General features: G+C 75.0%; 11 protein-coding genes and 1 pseudogene. 5 read left to right on the forward strand and 7 right to left on the reverse strand.

From position 1 onward, the window contains the following. Positions 1 to 57 precede the first annotated feature (57 nt). On the forward strand, positions 58 to 1,299 hold the full coding sequence (locus tag NMK34_RS27490; protein ID WP_318335768.1) for a glutamate-5-semialdehyde dehydrogenase: 1,242 nt from the start codon (positions 58 to 60) through the stop codon (positions 1,297 to 1,299). Between the two features lie 779 nt (positions 1,300 to 2,078). Here NMK34_RS27490 and NMK34_RS27495 read toward each other — a convergent pair. The 6 genes and pseudogenes from NMK34_RS27495 to NMK34_RS27520 form a co-directional block, all read right to left on the reverse strand. After that, positions 2,079 to 2,996: pseudogene (locus NMK34_RS27495) on the reverse strand (hypothetical protein); the annotation flags it as partial. A gap of 58 nt (positions 2,997 to 3,054) precedes the next feature. Then, positions 3,055 to 4,302 (reverse strand): adenylyltransferase/sulfurtransferase MoeZ, encoded by a 1,248-nt coding sequence (gene moeZ / locus NMK34_RS27500; protein WP_318335769.1) that lies wholly within the window; start codon positions 4,300 to 4,302, stop codon positions 3,055 to 3,057. A gap of 41 nt (positions 4,303 to 4,343) precedes the next feature. Continuing rightward, the gene (locus NMK34_RS27505) at positions 4,344 to 5,171 is read right to left on the reverse strand and encodes a DUF3152 domain-containing protein (protein ID WP_318335770.1); all 828 of its coding nucleotides are present in this window, start codon (positions 5,169 to 5,171) and stop codon (positions 4,344 to 4,346) included. Positions 5,172 to 5,249: 78 nt separating this feature from the next. Continuing rightward, positions 5,250 to 6,113: a DUF3152 domain-containing protein gene (locus tag NMK34_RS27510; protein WP_318335771.1), complete on the reverse strand. Its 864-nt coding sequence runs from the start codon at positions 6,111 to 6,113 to the stop codon at positions 5,250 to 5,252. Between the two features lie 5 nt (positions 6,114 to 6,118). Beyond that, positions 6,119 to 7,117 carry an alpha/beta hydrolase gene (locus NMK34_RS27515; protein WP_318335772.1) on the reverse strand — a complete coding sequence of 333 codons (999 nt, stop codon included), beginning with the start codon at positions 7,115 to 7,117 and terminating at the stop codon, positions 6,119 to 6,121. Between the two features lie 40 nt (positions 7,118 to 7,157). Beyond that, a complete protein-coding gene (locus NMK34_RS27520) occupies positions 7,158 to 9,983 on the reverse strand; it encodes a hypothetical protein (RefSeq protein WP_318335773.1) in 2,826 nt (941 codons plus the stop codon). A 149-nt stretch (positions 9,984 to 10,132) separates the two neighbouring features. On the opposite strand from NMK34_RS27520, the gene NMK34_RS27525 reads away from it, so the two are divergent. Together NMK34_RS27525 and NMK34_RS27530 are read left to right on the forward strand one after the other, a co-directional pair. Further along, positions 10,133 to 10,771 carry a TetR/AcrR family transcriptional regulator gene (locus NMK34_RS27525; protein ID WP_318335774.1) on the forward strand — a complete coding sequence of 213 codons (639 nt, stop codon included), beginning with the start codon at positions 10,133 to 10,135 and terminating at the stop codon, positions 10,769 to 10,771. Positions 10,772 to 10,836: 65 nt separating this feature from the next. Next, positions 10,837 to 11,064, forward strand: a complete 228-nt coding sequence (locus tag NMK34_RS27530) for a DUF3107 domain-containing protein (protein ID WP_013288692.1) — start codon at positions 10,837 to 10,839, stop codon at positions 11,062 to 11,064. Between the two features lie 46 nt (positions 11,065 to 11,110). Here NMK34_RS27530 and NMK34_RS27535 read toward each other — a convergent pair whose 3' ends face one another. After that, the gene (locus NMK34_RS27535) at positions 11,111 to 11,752 is read right to left on the reverse strand and encodes a ferritin-like fold-containing protein (protein ID WP_318335775.1); all 642 of its coding nucleotides are present in this window, start codon (positions 11,750 to 11,752) and stop codon (positions 11,111 to 11,113) included. A gap of 282 nt (positions 11,753 to 12,034) precedes the next feature. Between NMK34_RS27535 and NMK34_RS27540 the strand changes: the two genes are divergently transcribed. Both NMK34_RS27540 and NMK34_RS27545 read left to right on the forward strand, forming a co-directional pair. After that, positions 12,035 to 13,693, forward strand: a complete 1,659-nt coding sequence (locus NMK34_RS27540) for a DEAD/DEAH box helicase (protein WP_318335776.1) — start codon at positions 12,035 to 12,037, stop codon at positions 13,691 to 13,693. A 209-nt stretch (positions 13,694 to 13,902) separates the two neighbouring features. Then, positions 13,903 to 15,051 (forward strand): SAM-dependent methyltransferase, encoded by a 1,149-nt coding sequence (locus tag NMK34_RS27545; protein ID WP_318335777.1) that lies wholly within the window; start codon positions 13,903 to 13,905, stop codon positions 15,049 to 15,051. Positions 15,052 to 15,075 lie beyond the last annotated feature (24 nt).

Here is a 15,075-nt window from a genome sequence, read left to right on the forward strand (position 1 = left end):
ACAGACGTCTGTTAATAAGGGGCCCTTCCTTGAAACACCTCCGAAGGAGTACGCACGATGAGCGTCGTCGAGCAGGCCCGGCGAGCCCGGGACGCGGCGGAAGCCCTGGCCACCGCCACCCGTACCGTCAAGGACGCCGCGCTGCACGCGATGGCCGACGCGCTCGTGGCGCGTACCCCGGAGATCCTGACGGCGAACGCGGCGGACCTGGCGGCCGGGCGCGAGGCCGGGCTGTCGGCGGCCGTGCTGGACCGGCTCGCGCTCGACGAGGGCCGGGTGGCGGCGATCGCCGACGCGCTGCGCCAGATGGCCGCGCTGCCCGACCCGGTGGGCGAGGTGGTACGCGGCTCGACCCTGCCCAACGGTCTGGAGCTGCGCCAGGTGCGGGTGCCGTTCGGGGTGGTCGGCATCGTCTACGAGGGCCGGCCCAACGTGACAGTCGACGCCGCCGGGATCTGTCTGAAGTCCGGCAACGCGGCGCTGCTGCGCGGCTCCTCGTCGGCCGCGCACTCCAACGCGGCGCTGGTCGCGGTGCTGCGCGACGCGGTCTCCGGCGCCGGGCTGCCGGCCGACGCGGTGCAGCTGCTCGACTCCAGCACGCGCGACTCGGTCAAGGAGCTGATGCGCGCCCGCGGCCTGGTCGACGTGCTGATCCCGCGCGGCGGCGCGTCGCTGATCCGCGCCGTGGTCGAGGAGTCGACGGTCCCGGTGATCGAGACCGGCGTGGGCAACTGCCACGTGTACGTGGACGCCGCCGCCGACCTCGGCAAGGCCCTGGCGGTCACGCTGAACGCCAAGACCCAGCGCCTGTCCACCTGCAACACCGCCGAGTCGCTGCTGGTGCACCGGGACGTGGCGGACGCGTTCCTGCCGGCCGTGCTGGCCGCGTTCGCCGAGGCCGGGGTGACGGTGCACGGTACGCCCGCTGTCGCCGCCCACTCCGAGGCCGTGGTGCCGGCCACCGAGGAGGACTTCGGCACCGAATACCTCTCCGCCGACATCTCGGTGGCGGTGGTCGACTCGCTCGACGCGGCGGTCGCGCACATCCGCCGGTACGGCACCGGCCACACCGAGGCGATCGTCACCGACTCGCAGCGGGCGGCCCGGGAGTTCGTGGCCCGGGTGGACTCGGCAGCGGTCATGGTCAACGCGTCCACCCGCTTCACCGACGGCGGCGAGTTCGGCTTCGGCGCGGAGATCGGCATCTCGACGCAGAAGCTGCACGCGCGCGGCCCGATGGGTCTGCCGGAGCTGACCAGCACCAAGTACGTGGTGACCGGAGACGGCCACCTGCGCTGATCTCCAGTCACGCGCCAGAACGGGGAAGTGGCGGTATCCCGGCACCTTTGATGCCGCTACTTCCCCGATCTGGTGTTGATCATCAGCCCGGGGACTACGAGCGGAGGCAATCCCGGAGACACCGGGGCGGCCGGTGGCACCGCAACCGCCGGAGGCAGAACGGGCGGCACGGGGCCGGACAGCAGCTCCGGTGCCAGATGTGCGGCAGGCCCGGTGCTCTCGTCGGGGAGCAGATCGGGCGTGACGATCCAGGCGGACCACAGCCCCTGCCCACTGTCCGGACCGGCCGACACCTCAACACCGGCTGACGGATCAGGCCCTGCTCCCGATCCGGGCATCGCATCCGACCCGGTGTCCGGACGGAACCAGGTCTCAGGCCCGAGACCCCGGGCCGGAAACAGCTCCGGCGCGATCCCCGGTCCGGCCGACGGGTCGCTGCCGAAACTGGACGACAGGTCGGAGCCGAAGCCCGCCGAAGGTTCGGGATCGCGGCCTGCCGACGGCTCGGTGCCCTGGCGGGACGACGGGTCGTGATCGAGACCCGCCGATGCGACAGATGCCTCGGCCGGGCCGGTCAACGGGCGAGCCGGGGCGGGCAGCGGAGACCCGGGCGCAGGCGACGCGGGCGTGGAGGCGGGCGGCCCAGAGTCGGGCGCGGGCGGCGGCGATGCGGGGAGCCGGCGCGGGCGCGGGGCCGGCACGGCGGGTGGTGCGGGCAGCTCGGCGGTCTGCGGCACCACGAACGGCGCCCCGGACACCGGCGCCTCGGGCGCGTGCGGGCGGCACGCGCGGATCGCCCGCAGCGTGGTGTGCACGTCGAACTGGTGGCCGTCGTCGCTGTCCCAGCCGCCGTCGCTGCGCTGCGTCTCGGTGAGCCGCCTGCGCGCGGAGACCAGCAGCCACTGCTCCTCGCCCACGTCGACCCGCCGCAGTGTGGCGGCGAGCCAGGCCACGTCGGCCGGGGACATCCGGGGGATCCGGTCGGCCAGCACCGCCTGGATGCGGGCGGCCTCGTAGTACATCTGCTGGCGGTGCAGCACCGCGGCGGCGAGCCAGCCGGCCGGCAGGAACGACGGCCAGCTGCCGTCCGGGGCGAGCTGCGCGGCAAGCGCCTGGGCCGCCGCCTGCACCACACCGGCGTACGCGCCGCCGACCCGGTGGTCGAGTGGGCCGGCGGCCCGCGCGTCCAGCCCGGCCACTGTCAGCCAGAACCCGGCGTTGGCGGTCTGGTAGAGCCGGGCCTCGGGATCACCGGGGGTGGCCCACTCGGGGGCGAGCCCGGCCAGCGAGGGGTCCTCGTCCCAGCCGCCGTCTGGTAGTTGCCGGGCGGCCAGCCAGTCCAGCGCGTGCCGGGCGGCGGGGCGGCCCAGCGCGCCGAGGTCGTCCAGCTCGGCCAGGCGGAAGCAGGTCGCGTCGATCGAGGCGACCTCGTCGTCGAGGACGGCGGGCCAGCCGCCGCCCGGCGCCTGCCCGGACTCGGCGGCGTCGAGCACCTCGGGCGGCACCGGAGCGCCGGTGCGCAGCCGGGAGAGGCGGGCGCGGTCCACCGCGTCACCGTGAGCGACGACGAATCCGATCGCCGCGTCCAAGTCCACCACGGCACTGACGGTACTGGCGCGGCCGATGTCACGCCTCGGTAGCTCGGTCAGGACCACCCGGCCCAGCGGTCGCCGTGATCGGGCGTATGCCCACGCCAGGGGCCCCGGAGAGCACGATGGGCCCGCCCGGAGCGCCGGGCGGGCCCATCGACACGACTCAGTACGCGGGCAGCGACGGGTCGACCTGCTTGACCCAGGAGAGCACACCGCCCTGGAGGTGCACCGCGTCGGAGAAGCCGGCCGCCTTCAGCGCGGCCAGCGCCTCGGCGGAGCGGACGCCGGACTTGCAGTGCAGCACGATCTGCCGGTCCTGCGGGAACTTCGCCAGCGCCTCGCCGGACAGGATCTCGCCCTTGGGGATGAGCGTCGCACCGGGAATGCGGACGATCTCGTACTCGGCGGGCTCACGCACGTCGACCAGGAAGATGTCCTTGCCGGAGTCCTGCCAGTCCTTCAGCTCCAGCGCGGTGATGGTCGAGTCGACCACCGCCTCCTGCGCCTCGTCGGAGACGGCGCCGCAGAAGTCCTCGTAGTCCTCCATCAGGTCGGTGAGGGTCGGGTTCTCACCGCAGAGCACGCAGTTCGGATCCTTGCGGACCTTGATCTTGCGGTAGCTCATCTCCAGGGCGTCGTAGACCATAAGCCGGCCGACGAGCGGCTCACCGATGCCGGCGAGCAGCTTGATCGCCTCGTTGACCTGGATCGACCCGATCGACGCGCAGAGCACGCCGAGCACGCCACCCTCGGCGCAGGAGGGGACCATGCCGGGCGGCGGGGGCTCCGGGTAGAGGCAGCGGTAGCAGGGGCCGTGCTCGGCCCAGAACACCGACGCCTGGCCGTCGAAGCGGTAGATCGAACCCCAGACGTACGGCTTGCCGAGCAGCACCGCCGCGTCGTTGACCATGTAGCGGGTGGCGAAGTTGTCGGTGCCGTCGACGATCAGGTCGTACCGGGAGAAGATGTCCCGGACGTTCTCCCGGTCCAGCGCGGTGTTGTGGATCTCCACGTTGACCAGCGGGTTGATCGCGCGGATCGACGCCGCGGCGGACTCGGCCTTGGACCGGCCCACGTCGGAGACGCCGTGGATGACCTGGCGCTGGAGGTTCGACTCGTCGACGGTGTCGAAGTCGATGATGCCGAGCGTGCCGACACCGGCCGCGGCCAGGTAGAGCAGCGCCGGCGAGCCGAGGCCACCGGCGCCCACACAGAGCACCCGGGCGTTCTTCAGCCGCTTCTGCCCCTCGACCCCGACGTCCGGGATGATCAGGTGGCGCGAGTAGCGGCGGATCTCGTCTACGGTCAGCTCGGCGGCGGGTTCGACGAGCGGGGGCAACGACACGGTGGACTCCCCGGGATCGGCGGTGTGACCGCGCCATTGTCGCTCGCCCGGGCCGGGATCGGCCATGATGAGGGACACTGCGCCCGAACTGCGGGACCGGGAATAACTCAGACGCCGTCGGTGGGCTCGCCCTCGTACCGGACCCCGCCGACGTACGGCCAGGCGTTCGGCAGGCAGCCGTCCAGCCCGTACGTCTGCTGTTGCATCACCGGTGCGGGCGCGCCGGGCGCGGGGCACGCCTGGTGCAGCTCGCCGAACTCGTGCCCGACCTCGTGGTTGATCACGTAGGTGCGGTAGACCTCGATCGGGGCGCCGTAGTCGGGCACCGCTGTCATCCAGCGCGCCAGGTTGAGCACGACCCGGCCGGGCAGCCGGCAGGAGGTGTACCGGTCGGTGCGCAGGCCGCCCTCGGCGCACATCCGCTCGGAGGTGACAGGGGTGGCGAGGTAGACGGTGAAGTCGGCCGCGGCCGCCTCGGGCACCCGCTGCACCCGCAGGTTCCCCGAGGCGATCCAGCTGCGCGGGTCACCCAGTACCGCGTCCACGGTGGCGGCGAACTCGTCGGCGTCCTGCCCCGTGTCCCGCTCGACCTCGACCCGGTAGCGGCGTAGCGGGCCCTCCTGTCCGCGTACCGGAGATCGGCCCTGGGCCACCGCGAACGTGCCGGGGCCGGCGGTGGGGTAGCCGGTCGGCGCCGCCGCCGGGACGTCGGCCTCGGCGGCGCCGCGCGCCAGCGACGGTTCGGCGGCGAGTGACGTCGCGCCGTGTCCGGACGGCGGCGCGTTCAGCCGGGTGATCCCGGCCGCGCCGCCGACGGCCGCGAGCAGCATCGCCAGCAGCAGCACCGAGCGGCGGCGGCGCCGGCGCATCCGGCGCAAGGTGGGACGCTCGGGTGGCGGCGTGGCGCGGTTGTCGTAAGGGGACGACGACGTCATGACCTCAGCGTGCCATGCAATTCGGGCATTTAGCTGCTTTTGCCGCCTATGCCGCGAATGTTCTTCACAAACCGGCGCTCAGAGGGCCGGCCCGGTGTACCGCTTCCCGCCCACGTAGGGCCACGGGTTCGGCCGGCAGCCCTTGAGGAAGAGCGTCTGCTGCTGCATCACCGGCGCCGCCCGCCCCGCGCCCGGACACCCCTCGTGCCGGTGCCCGAGCTGGTGACCCACCTCGTGGTTGACCACGTAGAGGCGGTACGTGTCCAGCGGCATCCCGGCCTCGACCAGGTGCGGCGCCGAGGTCCGCCACCGGTCCAGGTTGATCACCACCTTGCCCGGCACCCGGCACGACGTGTACGGCACCCCGCCCACCCGGATGTCGATCCCGCCCGCCCCGCACAGCCGCCCGGCCGTGTCCCGGGTGGCCAGGTAGATCGTGAAGTCGTACCGGTCGCCCGGGCCGACCCGCTGCAACCGCAGCGTGCCGCCGTCGACCCAGCTGCCCGGGCCGGTCAGGGCGCGCTGCACCGCCTCGCCGAAGGCGCGTACCTCCTCGCCGGAACCGTTCTCCACCGCCACCCGGTAGCGGCGCAGCGTCCCCGAGCGGCCGAGCACACCGCTGGTCCGCTCGTCGTACGCGAAGCTGCCCCGGCCCTTCGCCGGCCCCGGGCCGGACAGCGTCAGCACCGGCGCGGCCGGCGAGCTGGGCGCCACCGGAGGCGGCGGCGCGACGCTCGGCGTGGACGGCTCCCGCGTGGGGACCGGAGGCTGGGCGACGAACCCGTCGGTGACCCGCGTCCCCGCGCCCGCCGACGGCAGTTGCACCGCCACGCCGACCCCGACCGCGGCGGCGGCGACGAAGGCGCAGACCACGAGCGCGGTACGCCAGCGCGGAGACGAGGAACGGGAGCGTGTGGCACGAGGGCGGCGGGAGCTGGGCATCCGGCTCAGCCTGCCATGTCACGCTCCGTTCCGCTCTCCCCCATGCCGGTGATGAGCGACGGTGTCGCCTCGGCGAGCAGCCCGAGCACCGCCCGCGCCACGGTCCGGGGCACCTCCAGCTGGGCCACGTGCCCGACGCCGTCGAGCATCAGCAGCCGGCTGTCCGGGATGACCCGCGCGGCCTGCGGCGCCACCCGCACGTCGACCAGCCGGTCCTGCCGCCCGCCCACCACGAGCGTGGGCGCCCGGACCGCCGAAGCCTGCCGCCAGAGCGCGCCCTCCCCCGGCAGGTACGACCGCAGGAAGCTGCCGACCAGGCCCCGGAACGTCCGCACGTACGCGGCGGCGTAGTGGGCCGCCTCGTACCGGACCCGGATCTCGTCGATCGCCTCCTGCCGGCGCTGCTCGCTGATCCGGGTCAGGTCCGCCACGCACGCCTCCATCACCTGCTGCGCGGTCACCTCCGGGCTGAACTGGGCCAGCCGCCAGGCAGCCAGGCGTTCGCCCCGGGGGATGGCCAGCAGCGGGAGCATCCGCCCCTGCAACGAGCGGCGGAAGTCCAGGAACGGCAGCGCGGGCGAGACCAGGGTGAGCGTGCGGACCAGGTCCGGGCGCAACGCAGCCACCCGGACCGAGATCGCGCCGCCGAGCGAGTTGCCGAACAGGTGCACCGGCCCCCTGTCGCTGTGCTCGATCCAGCGGATCACCCGCTCGGCGAAGGACGGGATCGTGTAGCGCGGTCCGGGCTCGCTGCGCCCGAACCCGGGCAGGTCGATCGCCTGGCCGTCGAGCCGGTCCGCGAGCAGGCCGGCCAGGTCGGTCCAGTTCTGCGCCGACCCGCCGAGGCCGTGCACGTACAGCGCGGGCTCCGCGCCGGGACCGGTGGCCGGGGTGTCGCGGACGTGCACGAGCGTGCCGTCGAGGCGTACGTGCCGGCCGGGCCAGGGCGGCGGGACGTGGTGTGCGGGAAGGCTGTGCTCCGGCCACAGTGCGGCGCGTTTCATGTCTCCAGTCTTCCCCGGACGGGCCGTACCGCACACCGGCTCAGGAGAGCAGCGCCTCCAGCCGCCGGTTCACCGCCGCGAGCGTCGCACGCACGACCGCCTGCCGGGGATCCCCGGCCACCAGCGCCGAACCGGCCAGCTGCTCCACCCAGCCGTCGCAGACCAGCAGCACCACCACGGTGGCGACCTCGCAGTTGCCGAACGGCACCACGGCGGCGTGCTCCACGAAGCACCGGCCCCGCTCGCCGGCCGGGACGCTCCCGCCGAGCAGCTCGTCCACCGCGGCGGCGGCGGCCACCGCGCAGAGCCGCAGCACGTACCCGTCGACGGCCGGCCCGGTCGCGTGCCCCTCGGCCATGCGGTCGCCAGCGACCAGACGGACCTCGGTGGTGGCGTCCAGGCCGAACGTGCTCACCAGGACGTGCTCGATCACCACCCGGGGCCCCGGCACGCCGCCGGTGTCCAGCGGTCGCGACGGCGCGGTCTCCGTCGTGGTCATCTGCCCGCCGGAGTACGACGTCCCGAGCGTGACCGGGCTGCCGGTGGACATGCCGGTCGGCGCGGCGGCCAGCGACGTCTCGTCGACAGCGGCACGACCCCGGTGGGTGGCCTGCCGGCGGCGGCGCGGCGGCTCGTCGGCGTCGCCGGGCGCCTCGGCCGGACGCGTGGCGCGGTCCGCGCCGAACCGCGCGTCGCCGGAGCGGTTCACGGCCGGACGGACCACGCCGGTCCGCGCCGGCGTCTCGTCACCGGCCGTCTCGTCACCGTTGCGGGCCTCGACCGGCTCGGGCTGCGCGGCGCGGGCCTCGACCGGCGCCGGCGGCGCGCCGGGTGCCCGGTTCTCGCCCGTACGCGGCTCACCGGAACGCTCCAGCCGGGCCGAGCGGCGGCGCAGCGGGGCCGGCGGCGGCACGGCGGGCGCGCCGGGCAGGTTCTGCGGGGCGGCGGCCAGGCCCATCCGCTCCTGGAGCAGCCGGGCCACCAGGCGGCTCACCTCGGCCGGGTCGGCGCCGTCGGCCAGGTCGAGCCGGAGGCTGTGCGCGCCGGCCGGGGTACGGCGCAGCGCGGCGTCGCGTACGCCCGCCACCTCGCGGACCGCGTCGAGGATCGCGTTGACGTCGAAGCCCTCCGGCCGCTCCCGCAGGGGCGCGGGTTCGTCGTCGCGGCGCAGGTGGGTGGCGATGCGGGCGAGTTCGGGGGTCTCGGCGGACGGTTCCACTGCCGGTGGCTCCGGCACGACTGGCACGTCCGGTTCCGAGGGGACGCGCTGCGGCAGCACGGGGGACGGTTCCTCCGGTCGGGGCTCGGCGACCGCGTCGGCGGCCGGCACCGGTTCCGGTGCGGACCGGCGGGCCGCGTAGGGAGGGGCGCTCGTCGGGTCGGGCGCGGGGGTGGGGTCGAACCGCGGCGGGCCGCTCGTGGCGGGCACGCCCGAGGTCGGTGGGGCGGGGGCGACTGCCTCCGTGGGGGCGTATCCACCCGGCGCGGGCGGGGCGCCGGCGACCGGCGGCGCGCCGGGCGCGGGCGGGGCACTCGTCGGCGGCGCGCCCGGGGGCGTGATCAGCGGCGCGACCGGCACCGGCGGCCCGGCCCAGGAGGGCCGCTCGTAACCGTGCGGCGGTTCGGCGTCGCCCCGGGCCAGCCGGAACGGCCGGGTCACCTCGGGCGTCGGCTCCGGCGCGGCCGGTGGCTCGTAGCGGCGGGCCGGCTCCGGCCCGGCACCCGTCTCGTACGGCCGGGACGCCTCGGGCTCGGCGGGCGGCGGGTACTGCCGCGTCGCCTCCGGGCCGGGGGCCGGTTCGGCGCGCAGCGGCTCGTACGGCCGTACCGGCTCGGCCCGGGGTGGCTCGTAGGCGGCGGGCGGCTCGACGCGGGCCGGCTCGTACGGCCGCACCGGCTCGGGCGCCCACTCGGCCGCGCGGTCCTCGCGGACGGTGCGGTGGGCGGCGCTGTCGTCCTCCCACTCCCGGCGCTCGGCGGCGGGCTCCTCGGCCCGGCGGGCGGGCGGTTCCTCCGCGCCCCGGGCCGGCGGCTCGTCGGTGCGGGCCCACGGCGGGGCCCAGCCGTCACCCCAGCTCGGGCGGTTCCAGGACGGCCCGGACCAGTCCGGTTCGGCGGCCCTCGGGTCGTCACCCGCCGGCGGGTCGGCGGCGGCCCGCGGCTCGGTGCCGGCCGCCCGGCCCTCGGGAGGGTGCACCTCGCCCGGTGCGTGCTCCGCCCGGCTCGCGGCCGGCGGCGGGGTGACCGGCCGGTCGGCCCAGCCCCGGGACAGCGACGGGGTGGATTCGGTGTTCGGCGCGTGGTAGCCCGGCGGCACCTCGAAGCCGGAGGCGGCGGCGCCGACCGGCGGAACCTGGAGCGCCGGTGGCGCGGAGGTCGGCCCGCTCTCGGCCCAGCGCGGGGCCCGGGCGGCCGGGTCGTCGGCGGCGTGCCGGGAACCGGCGGTCTCCCCCGGATCGGTCGGCTGCTCGATCGCCGGCGCCGGGCGCGGGGCCGGCACGGCCAGCCGTTCGCCGTCGGCAGGCCGGGGCGGCTGGTCCGCGGGCGGGGCACTGACCGGCGCCTGGCGGGTCACTGGCGACTCCTCCCCGGCGTGGTGCACGCCGTTGACGTGACGACCGTTGACGCGGCCCGGTTCCGGCGTGGAGTGGCCGGGCAGCGGGGCCGGCAGGTCGCCGTGCCGGGGCGAGGAGGCGGCCCAGCCGCCGAGGTCGCCGTAGGGCCAGCCGCCGGGCGCCGGAGCACCGCGGGACCAGCCGTTCGGCGGGGGCGCCCAACCGCCGGTACGGGCCGGGTCGTCCTGCTGGCCCGTCCCGTCGCCGTGCTCTCCCGGGGTGGCGGCTCCGGGTTGCCCTGTTTCACTCACCGCGCGCTCCTTGGTCGCCCCCGCTGAGGCTACCGTGTGGTGACAGTGGCGATAAGTTACAGCGGCGGGCCAATTCCGCGACGGGTTCACGAACCCGGACCGGTTCGGGTGATACGTGCCGGCTCGTACGCAGATACTCGGAGGATCCGATGACCGCAGTGGGGAACGGTGCACAGACCGCCGGTCGGCCCACCCGCCTGCCCCGCTCGGCGCGCCGTAAGCAGCTGCTCGCCGCCGCTCAGGAGGTGTTCGTCGCGCAGGGCTACCACGCCGCCGCGATGGACGACATCGCCGAGCGGGCCGGTGTCTCCAAGCCGGTGCTCTACCAGCACTTCCCCGGGAAGATGGAGCTCTATCTCGCGCTGCTGGACACGCACTGTGACGCGATAGTGGCGAATGTGCAGGACGCGATGAGCGGCACCAGCGACAACAAGGAGCGCGTCGGTGCCGCGGTGCGCGCGTACTTCGACTTCGTCGACCACGAGAGCGAGGCGTTCCGGCTGGTCTTCGAGTCGGACCTGCGTAACGACCCGGCGGTGCGGCAGCGGGTGGAGCGGGTCGAGCAGGGCTGCATCGCGGCCATCACCGACACGATCATCTCGGACACCGGGGTAAGCCGCTCGCACGCCGAACTGCTCGCCTCGGGCCTGGTCGGCGCCGCCGAGACGGCCGCCCAGTTCTGGCTCGCCGGCGGTCGTCAGGTGCCCAAGGCGGAGGCCGAGGCGCTGGTCGCGGCCCTGTCCTGGCGGGGCATCGCCAGCTTCCCGCTGCAAGGTGAGTCAGCCTGAACATCGGGCCGCCGGATCGGATAGCCTTCCCACGGTGGCTTTTTCGCCCCAGTTGAGGAGGCACAGTGGAGGTCAAGATCGGCGTGCAGTACGCGCCGCGGGAGCTGGTCCTGGAGAGCGCGCAGTCGCCGGCCGAGATCGAGCAGATCGTGACCGACGCCTTCGCCAAGAGCGAGGGCACGCTCTCCCTGACCGACGAGAAGGGCCGGCGCGTGATCGTTCCGGTCGGCAAGGTCGCCTACGTCGAGATCGCCGAGGCGTCGCCCCGCGCGGTCGGGTTCACCGTTCGCTGATTCCCGCGGCACCGGCCGCCGTGGCGGGCCTCCCCGCCACGGCGGCTCAGTTGCTCAAACCGACCGCGGTCATCCGCGCGGTGTGTGCCTCGGTCAGCCGGCGCAGCAGCCCCGGCACGTCCCCGCCGGTCCGCCCGATCAACGCGACGAGCGCGCCCCGGTCGGCGGCGGCCACCCGGCCCGCCTGGGACAGCGCCTCGCCGAGCAGCCGCCGCGCCCACATCGACAGCCGCCCGGCCGCCCGGGGATCGACCTCGATCGCGGCCCGGATCTCGGCCGCGGCGAAATCGGCGTACCGGGAGTCGTGCAGCACGTCCAGCAGCAGCGTCCGGTCCGGCCCGTCCAGGCCGCCGGCGATCCCGCGCAGGAAGTCGTCGGTGATCGCGTCGCCCACGTACGCCTTCGTCACCGCCTCCGCCCAGTCCCGCGGCTCGGTCGAGTCGTGGTACGCCCGCAGCGCCTCGACGTAGGGGGCCATCGCCTCCTCCGGGGTGACGCCGCAGGCGGCGAGCCGGTCGGTGAGCCACCTGTAGTGCGCGATCTCGGTGGCGGCCATCTCGCTGAGCGCGGCGCGGCGGCGCAGGTCGGGCGCGAGGCGCGCGTCGGCGGCGAGGCGGTCGAAGGCGAGCAGTTCGCCGTACGCGACGAGCCCGAACAGGTCGGCGGCGGCGGGGTCGGGGGCGGACACGAACGCAGGCTACCGGCGTCATCGATGTGACTCAAGTCACAACGATCCGCCCCGCGCGCACGGCCACCACCTGGGAATCGGGACGACTCAGGGACCGTTCAGGTACGATGAGACAGTTGCCGTGGGCACCGAATCGGTCATTTGCTGATCAACGCCGGTCCCCGACGCGCGTGCGGCCCGGTCCGGCTCGGCGAATTCGCCCCTGACCGCGTGGCCCGCGCCATACCGATCGCGCCCTGAGGACTTGAGGGGCGCACCACGAGAGGGCACCCCCAAATCCATATGAGCGAGCAGATTTCCGGCCAGCCACTGGCCCCCACCGCCCCGGTCCCCCCGGAGGCACCCACGTTCGCCGCGCTCGGCGCGCGGCAGGAGACCGTCGAGGCGCTGGCCGCCGCCGGCATCACCCGCGCCTTCGCCATCCAGGAGTACGCGCTGCCGATCGCGCTGCGCGGCGTCGACCTGATCGGGCAGGCGCCGACCGGCACCGGCAAGACGCTCGGCTTCGGCATCCCGCTGCTGGAGCGCGTGTTCGCCCCGTCCGAGGGCAGCGACGGCGTGCCGCAGGCACTCGTCGTCGTACCGACCCGTGAGCTGGGCATCCAGGTCGCCAAGGACCTCGACGCCGCCGGCCGCACCCGGGGTGTCCGAGTGCTGCCGATCTACGGCGGCGTCGCGTACGAGCCGCAGATCGAGGCGCTCCGCAAGGGCGTCGAGATCCTGGTCGGCACCCCGGGCCGCCTGCTGGACCTGCAGAAGCAGAAGCACCTGCGGCTCGACCGGGTCCGCGCGCTCGTCCTCGACGAGGCGGACCGCATGCTCGACCTGGGCTTCCTGGACGACGTCGAGAAGATCCTGGCGATGCTGCCGGAGGACCGGCAGACCATGCTGTTCTCGGCCACCATGCCGGACCCGATCGTCACGCTGTCCCGGCGCTTCCTGCGCCGGCCGGTGACCATCCACGCCGGGCACACCGCCGAGACCGGTCCGTCGCCGCAGACCAAGCAGCTCGCGTACCGCACGCACTCGCTGAACAAGGTCGAGATCGTGGCGCGCATCCTCCAGGCCGAGGGTCGCGGGCTGACCATGATCTTCACCCGTACCAAGCGGGCCGCCGACCGGGTCGCCGAGGACCTCGACTTCCGCGGGTTCGCCGTCGCCGCCGTGCACGGTGACCTCGGCCAGGGCGCGCGTGAGCGGGCGCTGCGGGCGTTCCGGGCCGGCAAGATCGACACGCTGGTCGCCACCGACGTTGCCGCGCGGGGCATCGACGTCACGGGCGTCACGCACGTGATCAACTACGACTGCCCCGAGGACCAGGACACCTACACCCACCGCATCGGCCGTACCGGCCGGGCCGGGGCCACGGGTTCCGCTGTGACGTTCGTCGACTGGGACGACATGCCCCGCTGGCGGATCATCGACAAGACGCTCGGGCTGGACATGCCCGAGCCGCCGGAGACGTACCACACCTCCGCGCACCTCTACACGGACCTGGACATCCCGACGGACGTCAGCGGCACGCTGCCGACCGCCGAGCGCACCCGGGCCGGCCTGTCCGCCGAGGTCGAGGAGGACCTCGGCGGCGGCGGCCGGTCGCGCCGGGGCGCCCGGCGCGGCGACAGCCGGGGCCGCGAGCGCGGCGATCGTGACCGCGGCCGTGGCCGGGGCGGCGAGGGCGGATCGTCCGCCGGTTCGACCTCCGCACAGGCCGACGCCGGGGACGACGAGGCCCCGCGTACGCCGCGTCGGCGTCGTCGCCGCCGGGCCGGCGAGACGGTGGCCGGTGAGCCGACCGCGGTGATCGGCACCGAGGGCGCTGCCGAGACCGCCGCCGCACCGCAGGCCGCGGAGGGTGAGGCGGCGAGCAAGCCGCGTCGCCGTCGCCGTCGCCGCGGCGGCAGCACCGGCGCGCCCGCCGAGGCGTCGAACGCCGACTGACGAACACCGACGGATACGGCCTCCCGGACCCCCGGTCCCGGAGGCCGTCCCCATTCCCGCCCCTCCCCCGCCCACTCGCTCACTCCCCTCACTGCGACGATCATGAAGTTGGCGGTGGCGCGCACGGCGTGTCGCGCCGTCAACTTCATGATCGCCGGGCCGGGCGTCCACGGGCGGACGGCGAGGCGGGCCAGGAAAGGTAGGTACTGATGCCGGAAGCGCTGGACTCGGCGCTCGCCGAGGTGCGGGCGCTGCTGCTCGCGCCGGGACTGACCCGCGCGGTCGCCGCCGGCCGCCGTCGTGGGCAGCGTCCCTCGGTGGTACGCGCGGAGCTGCGCCCGGTCACGCTGAAGGCCGGCCCCCGGTTGCAGATCGCCGTCTCCGACGGATCACGGCCGCACACCCGCAACCTGGCACCGGGTACGGAGGCCGGCGCGGCGGTGGACGAACTGCTCGCCGAGCCGTTCGGCAACTGGCACGTCGAGACAGCCGACGCGACGCTCCAGCTCCGGGTCACCAAGTCCGGCGAGGCGCAGGTGCACCGCGCGGCGGCCAGCCGCCCGGCCGCCGAGCCGGGCGGGCACGACCGGGCCAAGGAGTGGCTGCTCGACCCCGGTGATCCCCTGTTCCGGGAGATCGGCGGCTCGGCCGCCAAGCGCCGCCAGGTCGACGCGTTCCTGCGCGCACTGGCGGCCACCCTGCCCGACGACCTCACCGGCCGGCTACGGGTGGTGGACCTGGGCTGCGGCAACGCGTACCTGACCTTCGCCGCCTACCGCTACCTGGTTCAGCGCGGCCTGGACGTGACACTCGTCGGGGTGGACGTCCGCGAGGACCAGCGCCGCCGCAACACCGAACTGGCCGAGCGGCTCGGCTGGGCCGACCGGGTCGGGTTCGTGGCCGGCACCATCGCCGAGGCGCCCGTCGACCCGGCGCCCGACCTCGTGCTGGCGCTGCACGCCTGCGACACCGCCACCGACGAGGCGCTGGCCCGGGCGGTGCGCTGGGGCGCCCGCTGGGTGCTCGCCGCGCCCTGCTGCCACCACGATCTGGCCGCCCAGCTCCGGGCCGGTCAGGCACCCGCGCCGTACGAGCTGCTGACCCGCCAGGGCATCCTGCGGGAGCGGTTCGCCGACGTGCTCACCGACTCGCTGCGGGCCGCGCTGCTGCGCCTGCACGGCTACCGCGCCGAGGTGGTGGAGTTCGTCGACTCCCAGCACACGCCGCGCAACCTGCTCATCCGGGCACGGCGGACGGCGGGCGCCCCCACCGACGGGCAGCGCGCCGAGTATCGCGAGCTGGTCGGCCAGTGGGGTGTCACGCCCCGGCTGGAGACGTTGCTGGCCGAGGCGCGCTGAGCCGAGGCGCGCTGAGGAACGCCG

This window comes from Micromonospora sp. BRA006-A, assembly GCF_033433935.1.
Taxonomy (GTDB): Bacteria; Actinomycetota; Actinomycetes; order Mycobacteriales; family Micromonosporaceae; genus Micromonospora; species Micromonospora aurantiaca.